At 67.0% G+C, this 18,347-nt stretch carries 17 protein-coding genes; 8 read left to right on the forward strand and 9 right to left on the reverse strand.

Annotated features, from left to right (window positions below; translation table 11 throughout):
• Positions 1-74 precede the first annotated feature (74 nt).
• A complete protein-coding gene (locus ACQ5SA_RS17710; RefSeq protein ID WP_230112231.1) occupies positions 75-977 on the forward strand; it encodes a LysR family transcriptional regulator in 903 nt (300 codons plus the stop codon).
• 72 nt (positions 978-1,049) lie between these two features.
• Here the strand turns inward: ACQ5SA_RS17710 and ACQ5SA_RS17715 are convergent, their stop codons facing one another.
• Positions 1,050-3,170: a methyl-accepting chemotaxis protein gene (locus ACQ5SA_RS17715; protein ID WP_353099595.1), complete on the reverse strand. Its 2,121-nt coding sequence runs from the start codon at positions 3,168-3,170 to the stop codon at positions 1,050-1,052.
• 183 nt (positions 3,171-3,353) lie between these two features.
• Here ACQ5SA_RS17715 and ACQ5SA_RS17720 point away from each other — a divergent pair, with 183 nt between their 5' ends.
• Together ACQ5SA_RS17720 and ACQ5SA_RS17725 are read left to right on the forward strand one after the other, a co-directional pair.
• A complete protein-coding gene (locus tag ACQ5SA_RS17720; RefSeq protein WP_353099594.1) occupies positions 3,354-3,809 on the forward strand; it encodes an Rrf2 family transcriptional regulator in 456 nt (151 codons plus the stop codon).
• Entirely contained in the window at positions 3,799-4,704 is a 906-nt protein-coding gene (locus tag ACQ5SA_RS17725) for an NAD(P)/FAD-dependent oxidoreductase (protein ID WP_353099593.1), read from the forward strand. The genes ACQ5SA_RS17720 and ACQ5SA_RS17725 overlap by 11 nt, the downstream gene beginning before the upstream one ends.
• Positions 4,705-4,770: 66 nt before the next feature.
• Here ACQ5SA_RS17725 and ACQ5SA_RS17730 read toward each other — a convergent pair whose 3' ends face one another.
• The gene (locus ACQ5SA_RS17730) at positions 4,771-5,727 is read right to left on the reverse strand and encodes an aldo/keto reductase (protein WP_499315308.1); all 957 of its coding nucleotides are present in this window, start codon (positions 5,725-5,727) and stop codon (positions 4,771-4,773) included.
• A 168-nt stretch (positions 5,728-5,895) separates the two neighbouring features.
• Here ACQ5SA_RS17730 and ACQ5SA_RS17735 point away from each other — a divergent pair, with 168 nt between their 5' ends.
• From ACQ5SA_RS17735 to ACQ5SA_RS17745, 3 genes are all read left to right on the forward strand, one after another.
• Complete coding sequence (locus ACQ5SA_RS17735; RefSeq protein ID WP_499315310.1) at positions 5,896-6,753, forward strand: class I SAM-dependent methyltransferase; 858 nt, start codon at positions 5,896-5,898, stop codon at positions 6,751-6,753.
• Positions 6,754-6,818: 65 nt separating this feature from the next.
• Complete coding sequence (locus ACQ5SA_RS17740) at positions 6,819-7,082, forward strand: hypothetical protein (RefSeq protein WP_499315313.1); 264 nt, start codon at positions 6,819-6,821, stop codon at positions 7,080-7,082.
• Between the two features lie 46 nt (positions 7,083-7,128).
• Positions 7,129-7,668, forward strand: coding sequence for a pseudouridine synthase (locus ACQ5SA_RS17745; protein WP_499315314.1), 540 nt, complete (start codon positions 7,129-7,131; stop codon positions 7,666-7,668).
• Between the two features lie 94 nt (positions 7,669-7,762).
• Here ACQ5SA_RS17745 and ACQ5SA_RS17750 read toward each other — a convergent pair whose 3' ends face one another.
• The gene (locus ACQ5SA_RS17750; RefSeq protein ID WP_353099589.1) at positions 7,763-8,152 is read right to left on the reverse strand and encodes a hypothetical protein; all 390 of its coding nucleotides are present in this window, start codon (positions 8,150-8,152) and stop codon (positions 7,763-7,765) included.
• 214 nt (positions 8,153-8,366) lie between these two features.
• On the reverse strand, positions 8,367-10,874 hold the full coding sequence (gene hrpB / locus ACQ5SA_RS17755; protein ID WP_499315316.1) for an ATP-dependent helicase HrpB: 2,508 nt from the start codon (positions 10,872-10,874) through the stop codon (positions 8,367-8,369).
• A gap of 68 nt (positions 10,875-10,942) precedes the next feature.
• On the opposite strand from hrpB, the gene ACQ5SA_RS17760 reads away from it, so the two are divergent.
• Entirely contained in the window at positions 10,943-11,740 is a 798-nt protein-coding gene (locus ACQ5SA_RS17760) for a TatD family hydrolase (protein ID WP_499315318.1), read from the forward strand.
• A gap of 44 nt (positions 11,741-11,784) precedes the next feature.
• On the opposite strand, the gene ACQ5SA_RS17765 is transcribed toward ACQ5SA_RS17760, so the two are convergent.
• The 4 genes from ACQ5SA_RS17765 to ACQ5SA_RS17780 form a co-directional block, all read right to left on the reverse strand.
• A complete protein-coding gene (locus tag ACQ5SA_RS17765) occupies positions 11,785-12,702 on the reverse strand; it encodes an NAD-dependent epimerase/dehydratase family protein (RefSeq protein WP_499315500.1) in 918 nt (305 codons plus the stop codon).
• A 10-nt stretch (positions 12,703-12,712) separates the two neighbouring features.
• Positions 12,713-13,651, reverse strand: coding sequence for a 2-dehydropantoate 2-reductase (gene panE / locus ACQ5SA_RS17770; protein WP_499315320.1), 939 nt, complete (start codon positions 13,649-13,651; stop codon positions 12,713-12,715).
• A gap of 669 nt (positions 13,652-14,320) precedes the next feature.
• A complete protein-coding gene (locus ACQ5SA_RS17775) occupies positions 14,321-15,121 on the reverse strand; it encodes an ABC transporter permease (protein ID WP_165378408.1) in 801 nt (266 codons plus the stop codon).
• Positions 15,118-16,086 carry an ABC transporter ATP-binding protein gene (locus ACQ5SA_RS17780; RefSeq protein WP_312786358.1) on the reverse strand — a complete coding sequence of 323 codons (969 nt, stop codon included), beginning with the start codon at positions 16,084-16,086 and terminating at the stop codon, positions 15,118-15,120. The genes ACQ5SA_RS17775 and ACQ5SA_RS17780 overlap by 4 nt, the downstream gene beginning before the upstream one ends.
• Before the next feature lie 84 nt (positions 16,087-16,170).
• On the opposite strand from ACQ5SA_RS17780, the gene ACQ5SA_RS17785 reads away from it, so the two are divergent.
• Positions 16,171-16,920, forward strand: a complete 750-nt coding sequence (locus ACQ5SA_RS17785) for a ferredoxin--NADP reductase (protein WP_312786359.1) — start codon at positions 16,171-16,173, stop codon at positions 16,918-16,920.
• A gap of 178 nt (positions 16,921-17,098) precedes the next feature.
• Here the strand turns inward: ACQ5SA_RS17785 and ACQ5SA_RS17790 are convergent, their stop codons facing one another.
• Positions 17,099-18,259, reverse strand: coding sequence for a lytic polysaccharide monooxygenase (locus ACQ5SA_RS17790; RefSeq protein ID WP_312108580.1), 1,161 nt, complete (start codon positions 18,257-18,259; stop codon positions 17,099-17,101).
• Positions 18,260-18,347 lie beyond the last annotated feature (88 nt).

The raw sequence follows: 18,347 nt of genomic DNA on the forward strand, positions 1-18,347 counted from the left end.
TGTGCGCGGCCGACCTTTGCCGAAAAACCGGTCTTCACGCCAATCACTCTTGCCTGGTGGTCAATAATGGCGTCATGAAAACCACCCTCGACGAAATGCAGGCCTTCCTGGCGGTGATCGACAGCGGTTCGATCAGCGCGGCTGCCGAGCAGCTGGGACAGACGCCTTCAGGCGTGAGCCGCGCGCTGGGTCGGCTGGAGGACAAGCTGGGCACGACCCTGCTGACCCGTACCACGCGCCGCCTGCACCTGACCGCCGAGGGCGAGGCCTACCTGCGTCATGCGCGGGCGATCATCGATGCAGTGGAATCGGCCGAGGAGCAGATGGCTGCGCGCCGCGAGCGCCCGGCTGGCCGGCTGCGGGTGGATGCGGCGATGCCGTTCGTGCTGCACGTGATCGCGCCGTTGGTGGCCGGCTACCGCGCGCGCTATCCGGAAGTGCAGCTGGAGTTGAACAGTTCCGAGCGCTACATCGACCTGCTGGAACGGCGTACCGACCTGGCGATCCGCATCGGCCCGTTGGCTGATTCCACGCTGCATGCGCGGGCTCTGGGGCGCTGCAGGCTGCAGGTGCTGGCCAGCCCGGGCTATCTGGCTGCGCACGGGGAACCGGCCAGCGTGGCGGCGCTGGGCCAGCACACGCTGCTCAGCTTCAACGAACCGGAATCGCTGAACCGCTGGCCGCTGCCGGGCGATGCCGACGGGCAGTTGCTGGTGCGCCCGGATATCGCGGTATCCAGCGGCGAGACGCTGCGCACGCTGGCGGTGGAAGGCGTGGGCATCACCTGCCTGTCCGACTTCGTGACCGAACGCGATCGTGCGGCCGGCACGCTGGTGCCGGTGCTGGCCGCACAGACGCTGGATGTGTACCAGCCGATCCACGCGGTGTACTACCGCAACACGGCCGTATCGGCGCGGATCAGCTCGTTCCTGGATTACCTGGGTGAAGCGATGGCCGCATCGGATTACCTGCGCTGATGCATTGTGTGGGTTGCCGGCCAGCGGCCGGCACTACCGGTAGTGCCGGCCGCTGGCCGGCACACGACACAATCACGCCGCGCGCGCCAGCGCACCCTTGCTCGCCGCCGTGTTCGACAGATCGAACACATCCACCGAGTCGATCAACCGGTTCGCCTGCTGTTCCAGGCTGCGTGCCGCCGCGCTCGCTTCTTCCACCAGCGCAGCATTCTGCTGGGTGGTGCCGTCCATCTGGATGATGGTCTGGCTGACCTGCTCGATGCCGGCCGACTGCTCCTGCGAGGCAGCGGAGATCTCGGCCATGATGTCGGTCACGCGCTGCACCGAAGCGACGATCTCGGCCATGGTGTCGCCGGCCTGGCGCACACGCTGCGCACCGTGGCCAACCTGTTCCACCGACGCCTCGATCAGCGATTTGATTTCCTTGGCCGCTGCCGCCGACCGCTGTGCCAGCGTACGCACTTCACTGGCGACCACCGCAAAGCCGCGGCCCTGCTCGCCGGCACGTGCCGCTTCCACCGCCGCGTTCAGCGCCAGGATATTGGTCTGGAATGCGATGCCGTCGATCACACTGATGATGTCGGCGATCTGCCGCGAGGAGCCTTCAATCGCGTCCATCGTCGCCACGACCTGACCCACCACTTCACCGCCCTGTGAGGCCACGCTGTGTGCACCGATCGCCAGCTGGTTCGCCTGCCGCGCATGCTCGGCGTTCTGACGCACCGTGGAGGTCAGTTCTTCCATCGACGCAGCGGTTTCTTCCAGGTTCGCCGCCTGCTGTTCAGTGCGGCGCGACAGGTCGTTGTTGCCGGCGGCAATCTCGGCGGCGGCAGTGTGGATGTTGCCCGAGGCGTGCTTGATGTCGGTGACGATCGTGGCCAGCTGTGCCGCCGTGGTGTTGGCATCGCCGGCAATGCGCGCGAACACGCCCTGGAAATCGCCGTGCATGCGTGCACCCAGGCGACCATCGGCAATGGCGCGCAGCATGGTCGAGACCTCGCCGAGGTTGTGTTCGGTGGTCTGCATCAACCGGTTCAGACCATCGACCATCGCGCGGAAATCATGCTCGAAGCGCGCGCTGTCGCCGCGCTGGCTGAAGTCACCTGCGGCAGCGGCTTCGGCCAGGTGACGAATCTCGCTGTTGATCGCGCCGAGGTTGGATTTGACCGCATCCAGTGCCTGGGTGATCACCGCCTTTTCGCCCGGCAGACGCTCCATGTCCAGGCTGAGGTCGCCCACCGCATAGCGGCCCATGATCGCGATCGCGCGCATCTTCACCTGGATGTGCGCATCGACCAGGGTGTTGGTATCGGCCACCATCGTGCCGTAGGCGCCGGGGAAGGCGCTGCTGTCCATGCGGTGGCTGATCGTGCCGGCATCGTGTGCCTTCGCCATCGCGGTCTGCGCGTCGAGCACGCCGCGCACGGTGCTCTGCACGGCCTGCATCGCCTGTGCCAGGCGACCGATCTCGTCGCGGCTGCGCACCTGCACGCGGTAGTCGAGATCGCCAGCAGCGACCGCACGCGCGGCCGCTTCCACGGCCAGCACCGGCTGCACCACGGCGCGCCGCAGCCACCAGCCCAGGCCGATCAACAGCAGCACGGCCGCGCCAATGGTCAGCGCAGCGCACAGCAGCAGCGTCTGCCGTGCCTGCTGCGAACGCGCGGTCACCGCGGCTTCGGCCACCTGGGAGGCCTGCGTACCCAGCGCATCCAGCGCGGTCGCCACCGGTCGGTCTTTGCCACGTACCAGTGAATCGCCGGCCGCAGGATCGTAGTCGGCGTCAGCGAAGGCCTGCAGTGCCGCGTGGTAATCCAGCTGCAATTGAGCATGCAGGCCGGAAAACGCTTGAGCCAGTTCACGCGTGCGCGCATCGGGGCTGGCGGCCAGGCCTTTGGCCAGTTCGGCAACGAGGCGGCCTTCGCTGTCGAAGGCCTGCAGGTGGTGCTGGCGCAACGCGTCATCGTGACCACGCAGCAGCACATTCTTCCATTCCTGCACCTGCCCGCGGAACTCACGCTGCAGGCGCTCGGCGTCGCGGCTGTGGGTGACCTCCGGGGGGACTTCGGTGGACAGCTTCAACCAGGCAGACGCCAGGCCCGCCAAGGCGCATACCAGGACAACGGCCAGACCAACAGAAACGGCGCCGAGCAGCTTCGACTGCAGCCGCGGCGCATGGGAAGAGGCTTTCATGGGACGAGATCTCGGAAGGGGTGCGATGCGGTATCGACCATCCTTTAGGTCTCTGAAGTGCGATGCGTGTCACATTCCCGTTCTGTTTAGTGATGTGAAGAATGTGTTTCATAGGACAAATGTGTCCATATGGAACGAAAGCAGACCCTCGACAGCTGGTTTAAATGTAACTATCGTAGTTACATGAAATCCGCGAATCCGCTTTCCGACGCCCTGCACGTGATGGCCCATCTGGTCGGCCAGCCCGGGCCGCGAACCTCCGAACAGCTGGCCACCTGCCTGCCGACCCATCCGGTGGTGATCCGCCGCCTGCTGGCGCAGATGCACAAGGCCGGCCTGGTCCGCAGCACGCGCGGCCACGGCGGTGGCAGCCAGCTCGCCCGCGACGCGGCGACGATCACCCTGTACGACGTCTACCAGGCCATCGGCGCGCCGCCGATGGTCCAGGTCGGTACCCGCGAAGGCATGGGCGGCTGCCCGATCCAGCAGCTGGTCAACCAGGCCCTGCTGGAGAGTGCCCGCGAAGCACAGCGCCTGCTCGAGCAGCGGCTGCAGGCAACCACCCTCGACCAGCTCGGCGCCGACTTCGCCCGCCATCTTGCCCATCACCGTTCCCTGGAAGGTCACCATGAATCCTGATGTCCTCATCGTCGGCGGCAGCTACGCCGGTATCGCCGCCGGTCTGATCCTGGCGCGTGCGCGTCGGCCGGTCACGATCATCGACGCGGGTTCGCCGCGCAACCGCTTCGCCAGCCATTCGCACGGCGTGCTGGGTATGGACGGCATCAGTGGTGCTGAGTTGCTTAGGAACGCACGCCAGCAACTGCTGGACTATCCGACCGTGCGCTGGCTGAATGCCGAAGCGGTGCGGGCCACGGCCGGCGCCGAGGGTGTGGAGGTGCATACCGCCGACGGCCAGGTGCTGACCGCGCGCAAGCTGCTGCTGGCCACCGGCATCGCCGACCAGCTGCCCGACCTGCCCGGCATGGCCGAACGCTGGGGCAGCACGGTGCTGCACTGCCCGTACTGTCACGGTTACGAAGTAGGTGGCGGTTCGATCGGCCTGCTCGGCGGCCATCCGATGTCGGCTGGCAAGGCGCCGCTGTTCGCCGATTGGGGCAACGTCACCTTCTTCAGCCAGGGCCTGCCGATCAGCGACGAGGAACTGGCCGCCATGCAGCAGCGTGGTGTGCAGATCGAAACCACGCCGGTCATCGGCGTGCAGGGCGATCAGCCCACTTGGCTGGAGGTCGAGCTGGCCGATGGCCGCCGTATCGCCCAGCGCGCGCTGTTCGTGCCTGCCGGTCAGGCGATGGCCACGCCGCTGGTACAGCAACTGGGCTGCGCGTTGGTGGAGAGTCCGCTGGGCGTGCTGATCGAGGTGGACATGATGAAACAGACCTCGGTGCCGAACGTCCATGCGGCCGGTGATGCGACCACGGTCGGCAACATCACCCTGGCCATGGCCGAAGGCGTGCGCGCGGGTATCGGCGTGCACCATGCGCTGGTCGGCGAAGATAGTCTGCCGCGTTGAGCTACTGCATCCACGCGTGGCGTGGATCTACTGAACGGTGCCGACGTTGGTCGGCACCGCCCTTCCTCAACCTTCCACGCTGGCCGCATCCATCTGCGCCACGTCCTGCACGCTCAACGCAACGTTCGCCGCCGCCAGCAGGTCGTGCAGCTGCTCCACGCTGGTGGCGCTGACAATCGGTGCGGTGATCGACGGCCGTGCGATCTGCCAGGCCAGCGCGATCTGCGCAGCAGTGGCGTTGTGCTTGCTGGCCACGTCATCCAGCGCCTGCAGGATGCGCAGGCCGCGCGGGTTCAGATAGCGCTTGACCACGGTAGCGCCACGCGCGCTGCTCTTGCTGGCATCGTCCGGCGTGCGGTACTTGCCGCTGAGGAAGCCACTTGCCAGTGCGTAGTAATTGATCACGCCGATCTGCTCGCGCTGCACCAGCGGCTCCAGCTCCTTCTCGTAGCCGGCGCGGTCGTACAGGTTGTACTCCGGCTGCAGGGTTTCGTAACGCGGCAGCTTGTAGTCGGTGGACACCTTCAGCGCTTCGGCCAGGCGCGTGGCGCTGTAGTTGGACGCACCGATCGCGCGCACCTTGCCCGCTTCGATCAGGCGACCGAACGCCGCCAGGGTGGCTTCCAGCGGCGTCGACTCATCGTCCTCGTGGGCCTGGTACAGATCGATCACCTCGGTCTGCAGGCGACGCAGCGAATCTTCCACCGCCGCATTGATGTTGTCCGGGGTCAGGCCGGGCCGCTCGGCCCACTTGGCCACCTTGGTCGCCAGCACCACCTTGTCGCGCTTGCCGCTGCGCGCGAACCACTTGCCGAGCAGCGTCTCCGACTCGCCACCCTGATTGCCAAGTACCCACGCCGAGTACACGTCGGCGGTGTCGACCAGGTTGAAGCCGGCATCGACGAAGGCATCCAGCAGCGCAAAGCTGGCCTTCTCATCGGCGCTCCAGCCGAACACGTTGCCACCGAAGGCGAGCGGAGCTACATGCAGGCCGGAACGGCCCAGTTCGCGGATTGCCGTCATGGGCACGGACTCCTTGGGGGAAGTCCTTCAGGATAGAGCGCGATGTGTGACCGCGCTGCGGCGCTGACCACAAAACTGTGTTCCGCGACGCGCACGCGGCTAACGTTTTGTGAACACCTGCGGCGCGGCGGCTGCTAGTCTCGCCGCATCTTCCGCTGGAGTCGCCCGATGATTGCTGCCTCATCCCTGCGTGGTTGCCGTGTGCTGCTTGCCTCGGCGCTGCTGGTCGCTGTTCCCGCATTCGCTGCACCGGCCACGGTCGCACCGGCAAAGATCCAGGTGTCGCCGGCGATTGATGCGGCGGTGAAGGCCTCCACCCGCGACCCGGCCAACGTCAAGCGCGACGGTTTCCGTCATCCTGCGCAGACGCTGGGCTTCTTTGGCGTGGCGCCGGGAAAGACCGTCATCGAGATCACGCCCGGCAATGGCTGGTACTCGGAAATCCTGGCGCCGCTGCTGCGCGAAAAGGGTCATTACATCGCCGCGGTGGTCGATCCGCAGGCCGTGGCGGAAGGCCGCGGCCGCGACTACCAGCAGCGCAGCCGCGACAGTCTGGAAAAGAAGTACGCCGCCGCACCGGCACAGTTCGACAAGACCGCCGTGGTCGCCTACGACCCGGCCAAGCCGGTGTTCGGCGCGGCCAACTCGGCGGATGTGGTGCTGACCTTCCGCAACGTGCACAACTGGCGCAAGGCCGGCCAGGCGCAGGGCATGTTCCAGGGCTTCTTCAACGTGCTCAAGCCGGGCGGCGTGCTTGGTGTGGTCGAGCACCGCGCCAAGGCCGACGTGGCCGACGCTGACGACACCGGCTATGTCGGCCAGCAGCAGGTGATCGCGATGGCCGAGTCCGCCGGTTTCAAGCTGGACGCGCGTACCGAGGTCAATGCCAACCCGCGCGATACCAAGGACCATCCGAATGGCGTCTGGACCTTGCCGCCGACCAACCAGCACGACAAGGCGGACGACGCCAAGTACCAGGCCATCGGTGAAAGCGACCGCATGACCCTGCGTTTCGTGAAGCCGTAACGCATCGCAGCGGTGGCGTCGGGAAGTGCCCGACGCCACCGGTCGCACGTCCATGGAGCGGAATCTTGAAAAAGCTGTTGCTGGTCATTGTCGCGGTGCTGGTGGCGATCCGCCTGATCGACTACATCTTCTACGGTGGCAATGCCCATGACCTGGTGGGTGCCGCAGGTTTCGGTCTGCTGGCGCTGGGCATCGTGCTGGAGCAGCGTGCCGGCAGGCAGGCCCTTCCTGCGCAGGGCACTGGACGGCGCCGGGCGAACATCGTCAGTGCCTGTGGCATCGCCCTGGTGCTGGTGTCCTTCATGCTGAAGTGGCAGGTATTCGGCTGACAGGCCGAAATGGGACAATGCGTCACCACTGCCTGTCGTCCCCGCGATGCTGATTGCCTTCAACAAGCCGTTCAACGTGCTCTGCCAGTTCACCGATCGCAGCGTGCCGCCGCGGCCGACCCTCGCGGGTTTTGGATTGCCGCCGCGTGTCTACGCAGCCGGCCGCCTTGACCATGACAGCGAAGGACTGCTGCTGCTGACCGACAACGGCACGCTGGCGCACAAGCTGACCGACCCGAAGCACAAGGCGGACAAGCTCTACTGGGTACAGGTGGAAGGCACGCCCAGCGACGAGCAGCTGCAGCAGCTGCGCAATGGCGTGGTGCTCAATGATGGGCCGACGCTGCCGGCGAAGATCGAGCGCCTCGATCCTGCGCCTGAGCTGTGGCCCCGCGATCCGCCGGTGCGTTTCCGCAAGACGGTGCCCGACAGCTGGCTGGCGATCACGATCCGCGAAGGACGCAACCGCCAGGTGCGGCGGATGACCGCTGCCGTGAACCTGCCGACGCTGCGCCTGGTACGCGCTGCAATGGGGCCGTACCGGCTGGATGACCTGCAGCCGGGGCAGTGGCGGCAGATCGGCTGAAACGAAAAAGGGCCGGAGGCCTCGCGGCGTCCGACCCTCGTGCAGCGTCATGGGATCAGAGCCCTTCCTGCGGAAGGGATCCGATCCCGGCCAATCAGGCGTCGCTGCCGATATCGCTGTGTTCGTCGACCACGGTGTCGTTGCGGCGATCGCGCGCATTGATGCGCTGGGCCTGGCCATTCACGACCTGGCCATTGGCGGCCTTCTTCTTCTGCTGCTTGCGGTACAGCGCATAACCCAGCAGGCCCACGCCCACGGCAGCCGCCGCGATGGTCACCGCCGGGTTGCGGCGGGCGAACTTGGTGGCGACCTTGCCGCCGGTCTTCACTGCGCCAAGCGCGGCGCCGGTCTTGATCCAGTCGCTGGCCTGCGGGCCGAGGTGGCGCAGGCTGCCGCCAGCGCTCTTCAGGCCATCGCCCGCGGTGTGGGCCAGGTCGAGGGCGCGCTCCAGGGCGCGGTCGGTGATTACGGTCAGTTTGCTCATGCGGGGGTGTCCTTGCCTCGGGTCGAAGTCCAGTGTCGCCTGTTGCCCGTAAACGGTATGTCAGTCAGGCGGGCGCGTGGTGTGACTCTACCGCAGCCATTCAGGAACGGGCGGGCTGGGGTCGGATCCCTTTCCGTTGGGAAAGGGCTCTGACCCCGGCGCGCATCCTTGGTGTCAGAGCCCTTTGCCATGCAAAGGGATCCGACCCCGCCACTCAGGTCCCGCGAGGCTTGGCCCGGTGGGTCGCCGTGGCCGTCCACGGATCATCCGGCCACGGGTGGCGCGGGTAACGGCCCTTCATCTCCTTCTTCACCTCGGCGTAGGTGTTCTCCCAGAAATTGCGCAGATCCTGGGTGACCTGCAACGGTCGGCCGCCCGGTGACAGCAGGTGCAGGGTCAGCGGCACCCGGCCATCGGCGATGCGCGGCGTATCGGCCAGCCCAAACAATTCCTGCAGCTTCACCGCCAGCACGGGCGGCAGCGGCTCGCCGCTTTCGCCGTCCAGCGCGTAGGTGATCGGCCGCTCCAGCCCTGACGGCACGGTGATCCGGGTGGGCGCGTGGCGCTCGACCAGCTGCCGCTGCGACCACTCCAGTGGCGACTTCAGCGCTTCGCCGAAACTGGCCTCGTCCAGCGCATCCAGACGTGTCCTGCCAGCGAATGCCGGCTGCAGCCATTGCGCACGGTTGGCCAGCAATGCGACGTCACTGCAGTCGGGCAGGCCCAGCTCCGGCATCCAGCGCCGCAGCGATTCCACCCGCGCCTGCCACTGGCGCAGGCCCTCGGTCCATGGCAATGCCTGCAGGCCGAGCTCGGCAACGGCATCGGTGAGCGCGTGCGCGGCCAGCTGCGGATCAACCCGGCCGGCCGAACGACTGTCCATCACGATGCGGTCGAAGCGCGTTTCGCGCAGCGCGACCAGGGCGCGGCGTGTGTCATCCCAGCGCACCGCGTCTTCGGTCACGAAGCGGTCGGGCCAGTTCCTGCGCAGATAGCTTTCATCCACCGGTGCGGCGCGCAGCAGCAGCGCGTCGCGCGCCTCGAAGCGCAGTTCGCTGGCCACCAGCCACGGCTCGCCCCGCAGGTCGCTCAGTTCATGCAGCCTGGCACTGCGGCCGTTGGCTAGCAGGTAACGCAGCGGATCGTTCGGATGCTGGAAGGCAATGCGGTCGGGGAAGGCATGGGCCAGCAGGTCGCCCAGTTCGTGCGCCTCGATGCTGGCCGGTGGCGCGGCCTCACAGCGCAGGCGGCGGCGCCACTGTTTGGCAGCGGCATCGATGGCGGCCAGGCCGCTGCGATTGGCATCGGCGGGCGCACGGCCATTACGGAAGGCCGCCAGTGCACGCCAGCGCGCGGCCAATGCATCACCGCCCTGGCGCAACGGGTCGCGGGCTTCCAGCAATGCCGCAAGATCGGCGGCCAGGGCCTGTGCGCGGGCATTGGGTGCGGCCAGCAGCATCGCCGCCATCCGCGGATGGGTGCCCAGCGCCAGCACGCGACGGCCGAGTGCAGTGATCGCGCCGCTGCTGGACAACGCACCCAGGCGCTGCAGCAGTTCGCGTGCGGCGGCCATCGGCCCGCTCGGTGGCGGGTCGAGGAAGCGCAGGTCACTGCTGCCCCAGGCGGCCAGTTCCAGCGCAAGGCCGGCCAGTTCAACCTGGTCGATCTCGGCGCGACGCTGCGGTTCCAGCCGTTGCGACTGCGGCCACAGCCGCCAGGCCACGCCCTCGGCCACACGCCCGGCACGGCCTGCACGCTGGTCGGCCGAGGCCTGCGCGATGGCGACCACGTCCAGGCGAGTGAAGCCACCGTTGGGGTCGTAGCGTGGCTCGCGCGCCTGACCGCTGTCGATCACCACCCGCACGCCGGGCAGCGTCACCGAGGACTCGGCCACGTTGGTGGCAAGCACCACGCGACGACGGCCATCGCTGGAGGTCTGGAGCACGCGCGCCTGCTGTTCCACCGGCAGTTCACCGTGCAGGGCCAGCACCTCCACTGCAGCACCATCAAGACTGTCCTGCAGGCCGGCCTGTACGCGCGCGATCTCGCGCTGGCCGGGCAGGAACACCAGCACGTCACCTGGATGCTCGCCCAGCGCCTGCTGTACGGCGCGCCGCACCTGCAGCTCCAGTGCCTCGTCACGTCGCGCCGGGAAGTGGCTGATTGCCACCGGATAGCCGCGGCCCTCGCTGCTCAGTCGCGGCGCATCGAGGAAGCGCGCCAGGCGCTCACCGTCCAGCGTCGCCGACATCACCAGCAGCCGCAGGTCGTCGCGCAGCTGCGACTGCACGTCCAGGGCCAGCGCCAGGCCGAGATCGCCGCTGAGGTGGCGCTCGTGGAATTCATCGAACAGGATCGCGCCGACGGTTTCCAGCATCGGGTCGTCCTGCAGCATCCGGGTCAGGATGCCCTCGGTGACCACCTCGATACGGGTGCGCGCCGATACTTTGTTCTCGAAGCGGATGCGGTAGCCGACGATGCCGCCGACCTCCTCGCCGAGCTGGCGCGCCATGAACATCGCGGCACTGCGCGCGGCCACCCGGCGCGGTTCCAGCAGGATGATCCTGCGGCCCTGCAGCCACGGCGCATCGAGCAGCGCCAACGGCACCTGGGTGGTCTTGCCGGCGCCGGGCGGGGCTTCCAGCACCAGCCGCGGGTGCGCGGCCAGGTGCTGCTGGATCTGCGGCAGCAGCGGGGAGATGGGGAATTGCGGGACGTTCATCTGCAAAGGATAAGGGGCCGTGGCGGGCACGGGTACAATGCGCGGGTTTTCCTGCCCCTGCTGCCCCCATGCATCTGATCGATATCGGCGCCAACCTGACCCACGACTCCTTCGACCGCGACCGCGATGCCGTGCTGGACCGCGCACGCCAGGCCGGTGTGGTGCAGATGATCATCACTGGTGCCAGCCGCGAGCATTCGCCGCTGGCCCTGCAGCTGGCGCAGCAGCACCCGGGGTTCCTGTACGCCACCGCCGGCGTGCACCCGCACCACGCGGTGGAGTACACCGACGAATGCGATGCGGAAATGCGCGCGCTGCACGCCCATGCTGAAGTGGTGGCGGTGGGTGAGTGCGGGCTGGATTATTTCCGCGATTTCTCGCCGCGCCCGGCGCAGCACCGCGCGTTTGAACGCCAGCTGCAGCTGGCTGCGGACAATGGCAAGCCGTTGTTCCTGCACCAGCGCGACGCGCATGCCGATTTCATGGCGCAGATGAAGAACTTCGAAGGCCGCATCGGTCCGGCCGTGGTGCACTGCTTCACCGGCGAGCGGCAGGAATTGTTCGATTACCTGGACCAGGACTGGTACATCGGCATCACCGGCTGGCTGTGCGACGAGCGACGCGGTGGACACCTGCGTGAGCTGGTGAAGAACATCCCGGCGAACCGGTTGATGATCGAGACCGACGCACCGTACCTGCTGCCGCGCACCCTGAAGCCGATGCCGAAGGACCGCCGCAACGAACCGATGTTCCTGTCGCACGTCGTGGAAGAGTTGGCGCGGGATCGTGGCGAGGATGTGCAGACCACGGCAGCGAACGCCACGGCCGCCACGCGTGCGTTCTTCCGCCTGCCCGACGCCGCCTGATCGGCAAACAAATTGTGCTGCCGGCCAGCGGCCGGCACTACCCGTCAGCCGGGAACGCCCGGATCCGGTAGCGCCGGGCCATGCCCGGCGAGCGAGGCGGCAAGATCCGTCAGCCCTTCCCGGTACGTCGGAAACCGCGGCGTCCACTCCAGCGCTTCGCGCGTGCCCCGGCTGTCGATGCGCTTGTTGCTCTGATAGAAGCGCCGCAATGTCGCGCTGAGCGATGGATCATCCCAGGCCACTGCGGGCGGCATGGCAAAACCCCCCAGCTGCGCCGCGAAGGCCAGTACCTCCTGCGACGGCGCCGGTTCGTCATCACTCGGCAGATACAGCGCATTGGCCATGGGGCGCCGCATCGCGGCGATCACCACGGTTGCCATGTCCTCGACATGCAGACGATTGAACACGAGCCCCGGCCGCACCACGTGCCGCGCGCGGCCCTGCGTCAGCTGCAGCAGCGCATTACGCCCGGGCCCATAGAGGCCCGGCAGTCGGAACACGGCCGAGGCGATGCCGCGTGCCTCCACCAGCGCACGCCATTGCGTTTCGGCGAGTTGACGCTGCATGCCCACGGGTTCTGTGGCATCGACAACGCTGCTCTCGTCGATCCAACCACCGTCGCGGTCGCCATAGACCGAGGTCGACGACAGGTAGCCAAGCCAGCGCAAGGAAACGCTGTCACGCAACGCGGCATGCAGCAGGCGCAGCGCCGGGTCGCCCTCGGCATCGGGTGGCACGCTGCACAGCACCGCGTCGGCGTGCACGATTGCATCGAGCAGTGCGGGTGAGAGCGCAGCGTCGGCCTGCAGCTGATGACGCTGCAGGCCATCGTCAGGTGCCGACGCCGGATCGCGCACCGTGCCTTCCACCTGCACGCCTTGGGCCTGAAGGTGCGCAGCCAACACGCGCGCACTCCAGCCCATGCCGAGGATCAGTACCCGCTTCGGCAACGGGCCAGGCATGTTCATCGGCTCAGCTCGCGCGCTGGGCCTGATAGGCCTGCAGACTGCTGTAGGCTACCTGCAGCAGCAGCGCCTCCTGGCCGGCCGTGCGTGCACGCGCCAGCATGTCGCCGACGATCTGAGCCGCCTCCACCTGCTGGCCTGCTTCCAGGTCGCGCAGCATCGACGCCTTCAACGCCGAACCCGCCTGGGTCAATGTGCCGCGCGCGGTGTCCTGCGCAGCCTCCGGCACCGGTTCGCCCGCAGCTTCGGCCACCGCCAGGCATTCATCGTACAGGCCGCGCACGATGGCGTCGCCGTCGTCGGTGGCCACGATGGTGCCGATGTCCGCACGCAGCAGGCAGGTGGCCGCCGCCAGCGCGGTGAGGAACGTGTACTTGATCCACTGTTCCTGGCCGATGTGTTCGCTGGCCAGATGATCGAGATTCGCCTGTGCGCAGGCTGCAGCGAATGCCTGCACGCGCGCGGAGACCGCGCCGCCATCGCGTTCGCCGAAGGTCAGCTTGGCCGGCTTGCCCAGGTGCAGCACGGCACCATCAGGCGCCTTGGTCGCACTGATGAAGCACAGCCCACCGAGCACTGCCTCGCGACCGAAGCGCGCGTCGAGCGCGTTGTAATGATGCAGGCCGTTGAGGATCGGCAGCACGGAGGTGTTCGCGCCCACGGCCGGTGCGATGGCATCGATGGAGCTGTCCAGGTCGTAGGCCTTGCAGCTGAGGATCACCAGATCGAACGGCTTGCCCGCAGCCAGCGTCGCCAGCGCGTCAGCGGTCACGTGCTGCACCGGGAACGTGGCGTCACCCACCGGGCTGCGCAGCACCAGGCCATCGCGATCCAGTTGCGCGGCGCGGGCAGGGCGCACGAGGAAGGTCACGTCCACGCCCGCCTGGGCCAGGCGACCACCGAAGTAACCGCCGGTACCGCCGGCGCCGAGGATCAGGATACGCATTGCACGCTCACTGCAGTTGGGGGATTCACTACAGTGATTGTGCCGGAGTTTGCGGCCAACGGCGGAGCCCCTCGTGGTGGTTTGAAGCACAAGCCGTGTTTGGGTCGGGCGGGATGGACTCGCGGGGGACGCCGTGAATCCGTCCATGGAGGCTTGGCCGCGCCATCCATGGCGCGGACACCCCCGCGAGCCCATCCCGCCCGACCCCCGACAGTTTCCGAGTGCGTCCACCACGGAAAACAAAGAAGAAAATCAAAAGCAACAGCGGGTCGCTCCGCTCGTTTCTCGTGATCATCTTTCCGGTGGATCCATATCCATCAGATCGCAAACAAAAAGAGCCGAGCATTGGCTCGGCTCTACATGATCTCCAGCCATCCACGCATGGCGTGGATCTACTGTGTCGACCAAGGTCGACACCCACCAACAGCAGCACAGACCGCCGTTCCAGCAGTAGCGGGAAACTGTCGAAGGCGGGGTGGTGTCGGGTTGCGGGGTGTCCGCGCCATGGATGGCGCGGCCAAGCCTACAAGGACGTACTTGCGGCGTACCCACAACCCGACACCACCCCGCCAACCCACGGATAGCTCGCCTTTGACGTTGACGTTGCTGTTGCCGGGCAGCGGCCGGCACTACCCGCGGGTGCAGGGCCGCAGGCCCTGCAGGGCATCCTCAGCTGCGCATGCCTACGCCACGCTTCAACAACCACAGCGCCAGCGCCGTCAGCACCACCACGAAACCGATCATCAGCGCATACGCCACCACCACCGGCACATCGCTGCTGCCCAGCAGGCCGTAGCGGAACGCGTTGACCATGTAGAAGATCGGGTTCGCGTGCGTGGCCGCCTCCGCCCATGGCGGCAGCAGCTTCACCGAATAGAACACACCGCCCAGATAGGTCAGCGGGGTCAGGATGAAGGTCGGCACGATCGCCACGTCATCGAACTTCTTCGCATACACCGCGTTGATGAAGCCGGCCAGCGAGAAGATCGTCGCGCCCAGGATCACCGTGGTCAGCGTCACCAGTGGATGCGGAATCCGCACCGGGGTGAAGAACATCGCGATGATCAACACGATCACGCCGACCATCAGCCCGCGCAGCACTGCGCCGGATACATAGCCCCACAGGATCACCCAGTTCGGCATCGGGCTGACCAGCAGTTCTTCCACGTGGCGGCCGAACTTGGCGCCGAAGAACGACGAACTGATGTTGCCGTAACTGTTCTGGATCACGCTCATCATCACCAGGCCCGGCACGATGAACTGCATGTAGGTGTAGCCGCCCATGTCGCCCACGCGCGAACCGATCAGGCCGCCGAAGATCAGGAAGTACAGGGTCATGGTGATCGCCGGCGGCACCAGGGTCTGGCCCCAGATGCGCATGATGCGGGCGACTTCGCGGCGCACGATGGTCATCAGTGCGATGCGGTTGCGCTGGCCGTCGGTCAGGACCGGGGTCGGGGTGCTGCTCATGCGGATGTCTCCTGGTTGCCGGTGAGGCGCACGAACAGTTCCTCCAGGCGGTTGCTCTTGGTACGCATCGAGCGCACGCGGATGCCCGCCGCGTTCAGTGCCTCGAACACGCGGTTCAGATCCATCGCACGCGGCATGTCGATGTCCAGCGTATGGCCGTCGGTGGCGATCAGGGTCGCGCCCTCGATCACCGGCAGCTGGGCGGGCAGGGCGCCGTCGATATCCAGCAGGAAGCCTTCCACATCAAGCTTGGCCAGCAGTTCGCGCATCGGGCCCTGGGTGACGATCTGGCCATGGTCGATGATGGCCAGGTTGCGGCACAGGTGCTCGGCCTCTTCCAGGTAGTGGGTGGTGAGGATGATCGTGGTGCCGGCGGCGTTGATCTCCTTCAGCACCCGCCACATGTCGCGACGGATCTCGATGTCCACGCCCGCGGTCGGTTCGTCCAGGATCAGCAGGCGTGGCCGGGTCATCATCGCGCGGGCGATCATCAGCCGGCGCTTCATGCCGCCGGACAGGGTGCGGCTCATCACCTGCGCCTTCTCCCACAGGTGGGCGCGCTTGAGCTCGACCTCGGCCATCTGCTCGGCTTCCGCGCGCGGCACGCCGTAGAAGCCGGCGTAGTTCACCAGGATGTCGAAGGGCTTCTCGAACAGGTTGAAGTTGATCTCCTGCGGCACCAGCCCGATCAGGCGCATGGTGGCGCTGCGGTTGCGCACCAGGTCGCTGCCGAATACTTCCACCTGGCCCTCGCTGAGGTTGACCAGGGAGCTGATGATGCCGATCAGGGTGGACTTGCCGGCGCCGTTCGGGCCCAGCAGGGCGAAGAAGTCGCCCGGGGCCACTTCCAGCGAGACCCCTTTCAGGGCCTGGGTGCCGTTGTCATAGGTTTTACGCAGGTCGCGCACGCGCAGGGCGGGCGCCGTATCGTTCTGGGAAGCCAAGCTCGAAGCCTTCGCGCCCATGGGCTGGCGCTGGAGAGGGGCGGGGAAGGTCTATTATAGAAGACCCCGAGGGCTTGCCCCGGCTACACACTGTCCCGAAAAGTCGTGCCTGTCCAATTCCCCATCAAACTGGTCGACCGCCGCATGCTGGCGCCCTCCATCGGCCATTACCAGTTCGTGCGTGACGACGGCCAGCCGCTGGATTTCCAGCCCGGCCAGTTCATCCAGGTCCATTTCAGCTATGCCGATGGCACTGAAACCAAGCGCAGCTATTCGCTGGCGACCATCCACGACCACGCGCTGGGCCCGGGCGAGGCGGTGGATATCGCGGTCAGCTTCGTCCCCGGTGGCGCCGCCACGGCGCTGTTCGAGGCGCTGGACATCGGCGGCCAGGTCAGCGCGTCCGGCCCCTACGGCCGGTTCTGCCTGAACCCCGGCGACCACAATGGCCGCTACCTGCTGATCGCCACCGGTACCGGCGTCACCCCGTACCGCTCGATGTTGCCGTTGCTGGCGACGGCGATGGTCGAGCGCGGTGTGCAGGTGGTCCTGCTGCAGGGCGCACGCAGCCCGGGGGAGCTGCTGTACAGCGACGATTTCTACAGCTTCGCCGAAAAGCAGCCGAACTTCCGTTATGTGCCGTGCCTGTCGCGGGAACTGCCGTCCGAGCCGCACCCGGACGTACACCATGGCTACGTGCAGCAGGCGCTGGCGGAATTCACGCCGGACCCGGCCACCGACATCGCCTACCTGTGCGGCAACCCGGACATGGTCGATGCCTGCGCCGAAGCATTGAAGGCAGCCGGCCTGGGCAATCCGCAGATCCGCCGCGAGAAGTACGTCAGCAGCAAGTAGTGCCGGCCGCTGGCCGGCAATCCCACGAACCCGGGTAGTGCCGGCCGCTGGCCGGCAATCCCACGAACCCGGGTAGTGCCGGCCGCTGGCCGGCAACCCCACGAACCCGGGTAGTGCCGGCCGCTGGCCGGCAATCCCGCACACCGGAGGCGGCATCACACCGCCCCGGCGCCCCGCTTCAGTACGGCACCCAGGCATCGCGCCAGGCCGAACCCACGCCCGGCCGGTACGCCTCTGCATTGATGTTGCACCAGGCGCCTTCCGGGAACGGGCGGCAGGCGTACAGCTTGCCGTCGGTGCCCTTGACCACGGTCTCGCCCGGCTTGTAGCTGCCGATACCGGCCGGATACACGAAGTCGTAGTCGTCACCCGGCGGCGGATCGACCGGACCCGGCAAGCGGGTATCGAGCTGGAACAGGTTGCCCGGCCTCAGATAGACACGGTTCTCGGTGGCCGAGACGACGGGCGTGATCACGCCATCCTTCATCACGCCCACGCGTGCCTGTTGGGCGCTGCCATTGACCTTGCGGGCCAGCGCCAGCGGCCACTGGTTCGCAGCGGTCTGTCCGGCTGCCAGGGTGATCTCCGGGCGTTCCAGGTCGTTGCCCTGGGCATTGAACACGCGCAGGGTCACGGTGGTGCCAACGTCCAGCGCACCGCGGGCGGTCACCGGACCAGCATCCTGCCACTGCGGCGGCGGGGTCACGCCACCGCCCCCCTCGAAGCGCACGTCCGCGCAGGTGTAGAACGCTTCGCCCGAATCCGAGCGCTGCCAGGTGTTGTAGATGATGTGCTGGCCGCTGCGCTCGGGCAGCGGGCAGTCCAGCTTGTAGACGTCGCCGGAAAGCGGCACGTTGCCCAGCGTGCAGAACTCCTGCAGGTCCGCCCAGCGCAGCGGGCTGCCCGGTTGCCAACCGTCGCGGGTGACGTAGAACTTCCACTCGCGTGTGGCATGCGGCGCCGGTGCCTTGAACTCGAAGGTGTAACGCCCGCGCGAATCGGCGCGGATCGGCGAGGTCGGCCAGTCACTGCGGTTCAGATCGAGGCCGCGGTACTTGCTGTTGCCGCCGCTGCACAGCTCACCATCTGGAACAACCGCTTGATGGTTGCCGTTGGCGTTGGCCTGGTTGATGCCGGCCCAGTCATAGAACGGCTGTGCGCCACCGATGGCCTTGGCGGCGGCACAGGCCGGGTTGGTCGGGTTCTCGGGGTTGCCCTGGTAACAGGAATAGACGCGGCTGGATGGCTTGGACAGAGTGCCGTGTGCGAAAGCGCCGCCAGATACGGCTACACCCGCGACAACGGATAGCGCGAGGACGGCCCGCTGGGACAAATGCATGGAGAATCTCCTGTGGGTGATGGAACCCCGCGGAGTTTCGACACGCGTTCCCCTGGTCGCTATAGGAATAGTTTGAAAGGGGAAGGTG

The sequence above is a fragment of the Stenotrophomonas indicatrix genome, assembly GCF_050573115.1.
In the GTDB taxonomy this organism is placed as follows: Bacteria; Pseudomonadota; Gammaproteobacteria; order Xanthomonadales; family Xanthomonadaceae; genus Stenotrophomonas; species Stenotrophomonas lactitubi_A.

Coding starts and splice junctions, on each gene's coding strand:
- ACQ5SA_RS17710 (WP_230112231.1), top strand. CDS start 75: ATGAAAACCACCCTCGACGAAATGCAGGCCTTCCTGGCGGTGATCGAC.
- ACQ5SA_RS17715 (WP_353099595.1), bottom strand. CDS start 3,170: ATGAAAGCCTCTTCCCATGCGCCGCGGCTGCAGTCGAAGCTGCTCGGC.
- ACQ5SA_RS17720 (WP_353099594.1), top strand. CDS start 3,354: ATGAAATCCGCGAATCCGCTTTCCGACGCCCTGCACGTGATGGCCCAT.
- ACQ5SA_RS17725 (WP_353099593.1), top strand. CDS start 3,799: ATGAATCCTGATGTCCTCATCGTCGGCGGCAGCTACGCCGGTATCGCC.
- ACQ5SA_RS17730 (WP_499315308.1), bottom strand. CDS start 5,727: ATGACGGCAATCCGCGAACTGGGCCGTTCCGGCCTGCATGTAGCTCCG.
- ACQ5SA_RS17735 (WP_499315310.1), top strand. CDS start 5,896: ATGATTGCTGCCTCATCCCTGCGTGGTTGCCGTGTGCTGCTTGCCTCG.
- ACQ5SA_RS17745 (WP_499315314.1), top strand. CDS start 7,129: ATGCTGATTGCCTTCAACAAGCCGTTCAACGTGCTCTGCCAGTTCACC.
- ACQ5SA_RS17750 (WP_353099589.1), bottom strand. CDS start 8,152: ATGAGCAAACTGACCGTAATCACCGACCGCGCCCTGGAGCGCGCCCTC.
- hrpB (WP_499315316.1), bottom strand. CDS start 10,874: ATGAACGTCCCGCAATTCCCCATCTCCCCGCTGCTGCCGCAGATCCAG.
- ACQ5SA_RS17760 (WP_499315318.1), top strand. CDS start 10,943: ATGCATCTGATCGATATCGGCGCCAACCTGACCCACGACTCCTTCGAC.
- ACQ5SA_RS17765 (WP_499315500.1), bottom strand. CDS start 12,702: ATGCCTGGCCCGTTGCCGAAGCGGGTACTGATCCTCGGCATGGGCTGG.
- panE (WP_499315320.1), bottom strand. CDS start 13,651: ATGCGTATCCTGATCCTCGGCGCCGGCGGTACCGGCGGTTACTTCGGT.
- ACQ5SA_RS17775 (WP_165378408.1), bottom strand. CDS start 15,121: ATGAGCAGCACCCCGACCCCGGTCCTGACCGACGGCCAGCGCAACCGC.
- ACQ5SA_RS17780 (WP_312786358.1), bottom strand. CDS start 16,086: ATGGGCGCGAAGGCTTCGAGCTTGGCTTCCCAGAACGATACGGCGCCC.
- ACQ5SA_RS17790 (WP_312108580.1), bottom strand. CDS start 18,259: ATGCATTTGTCCCAGCGGGCCGTCCTCGCGCTATCCGTTGTCGCGGGT.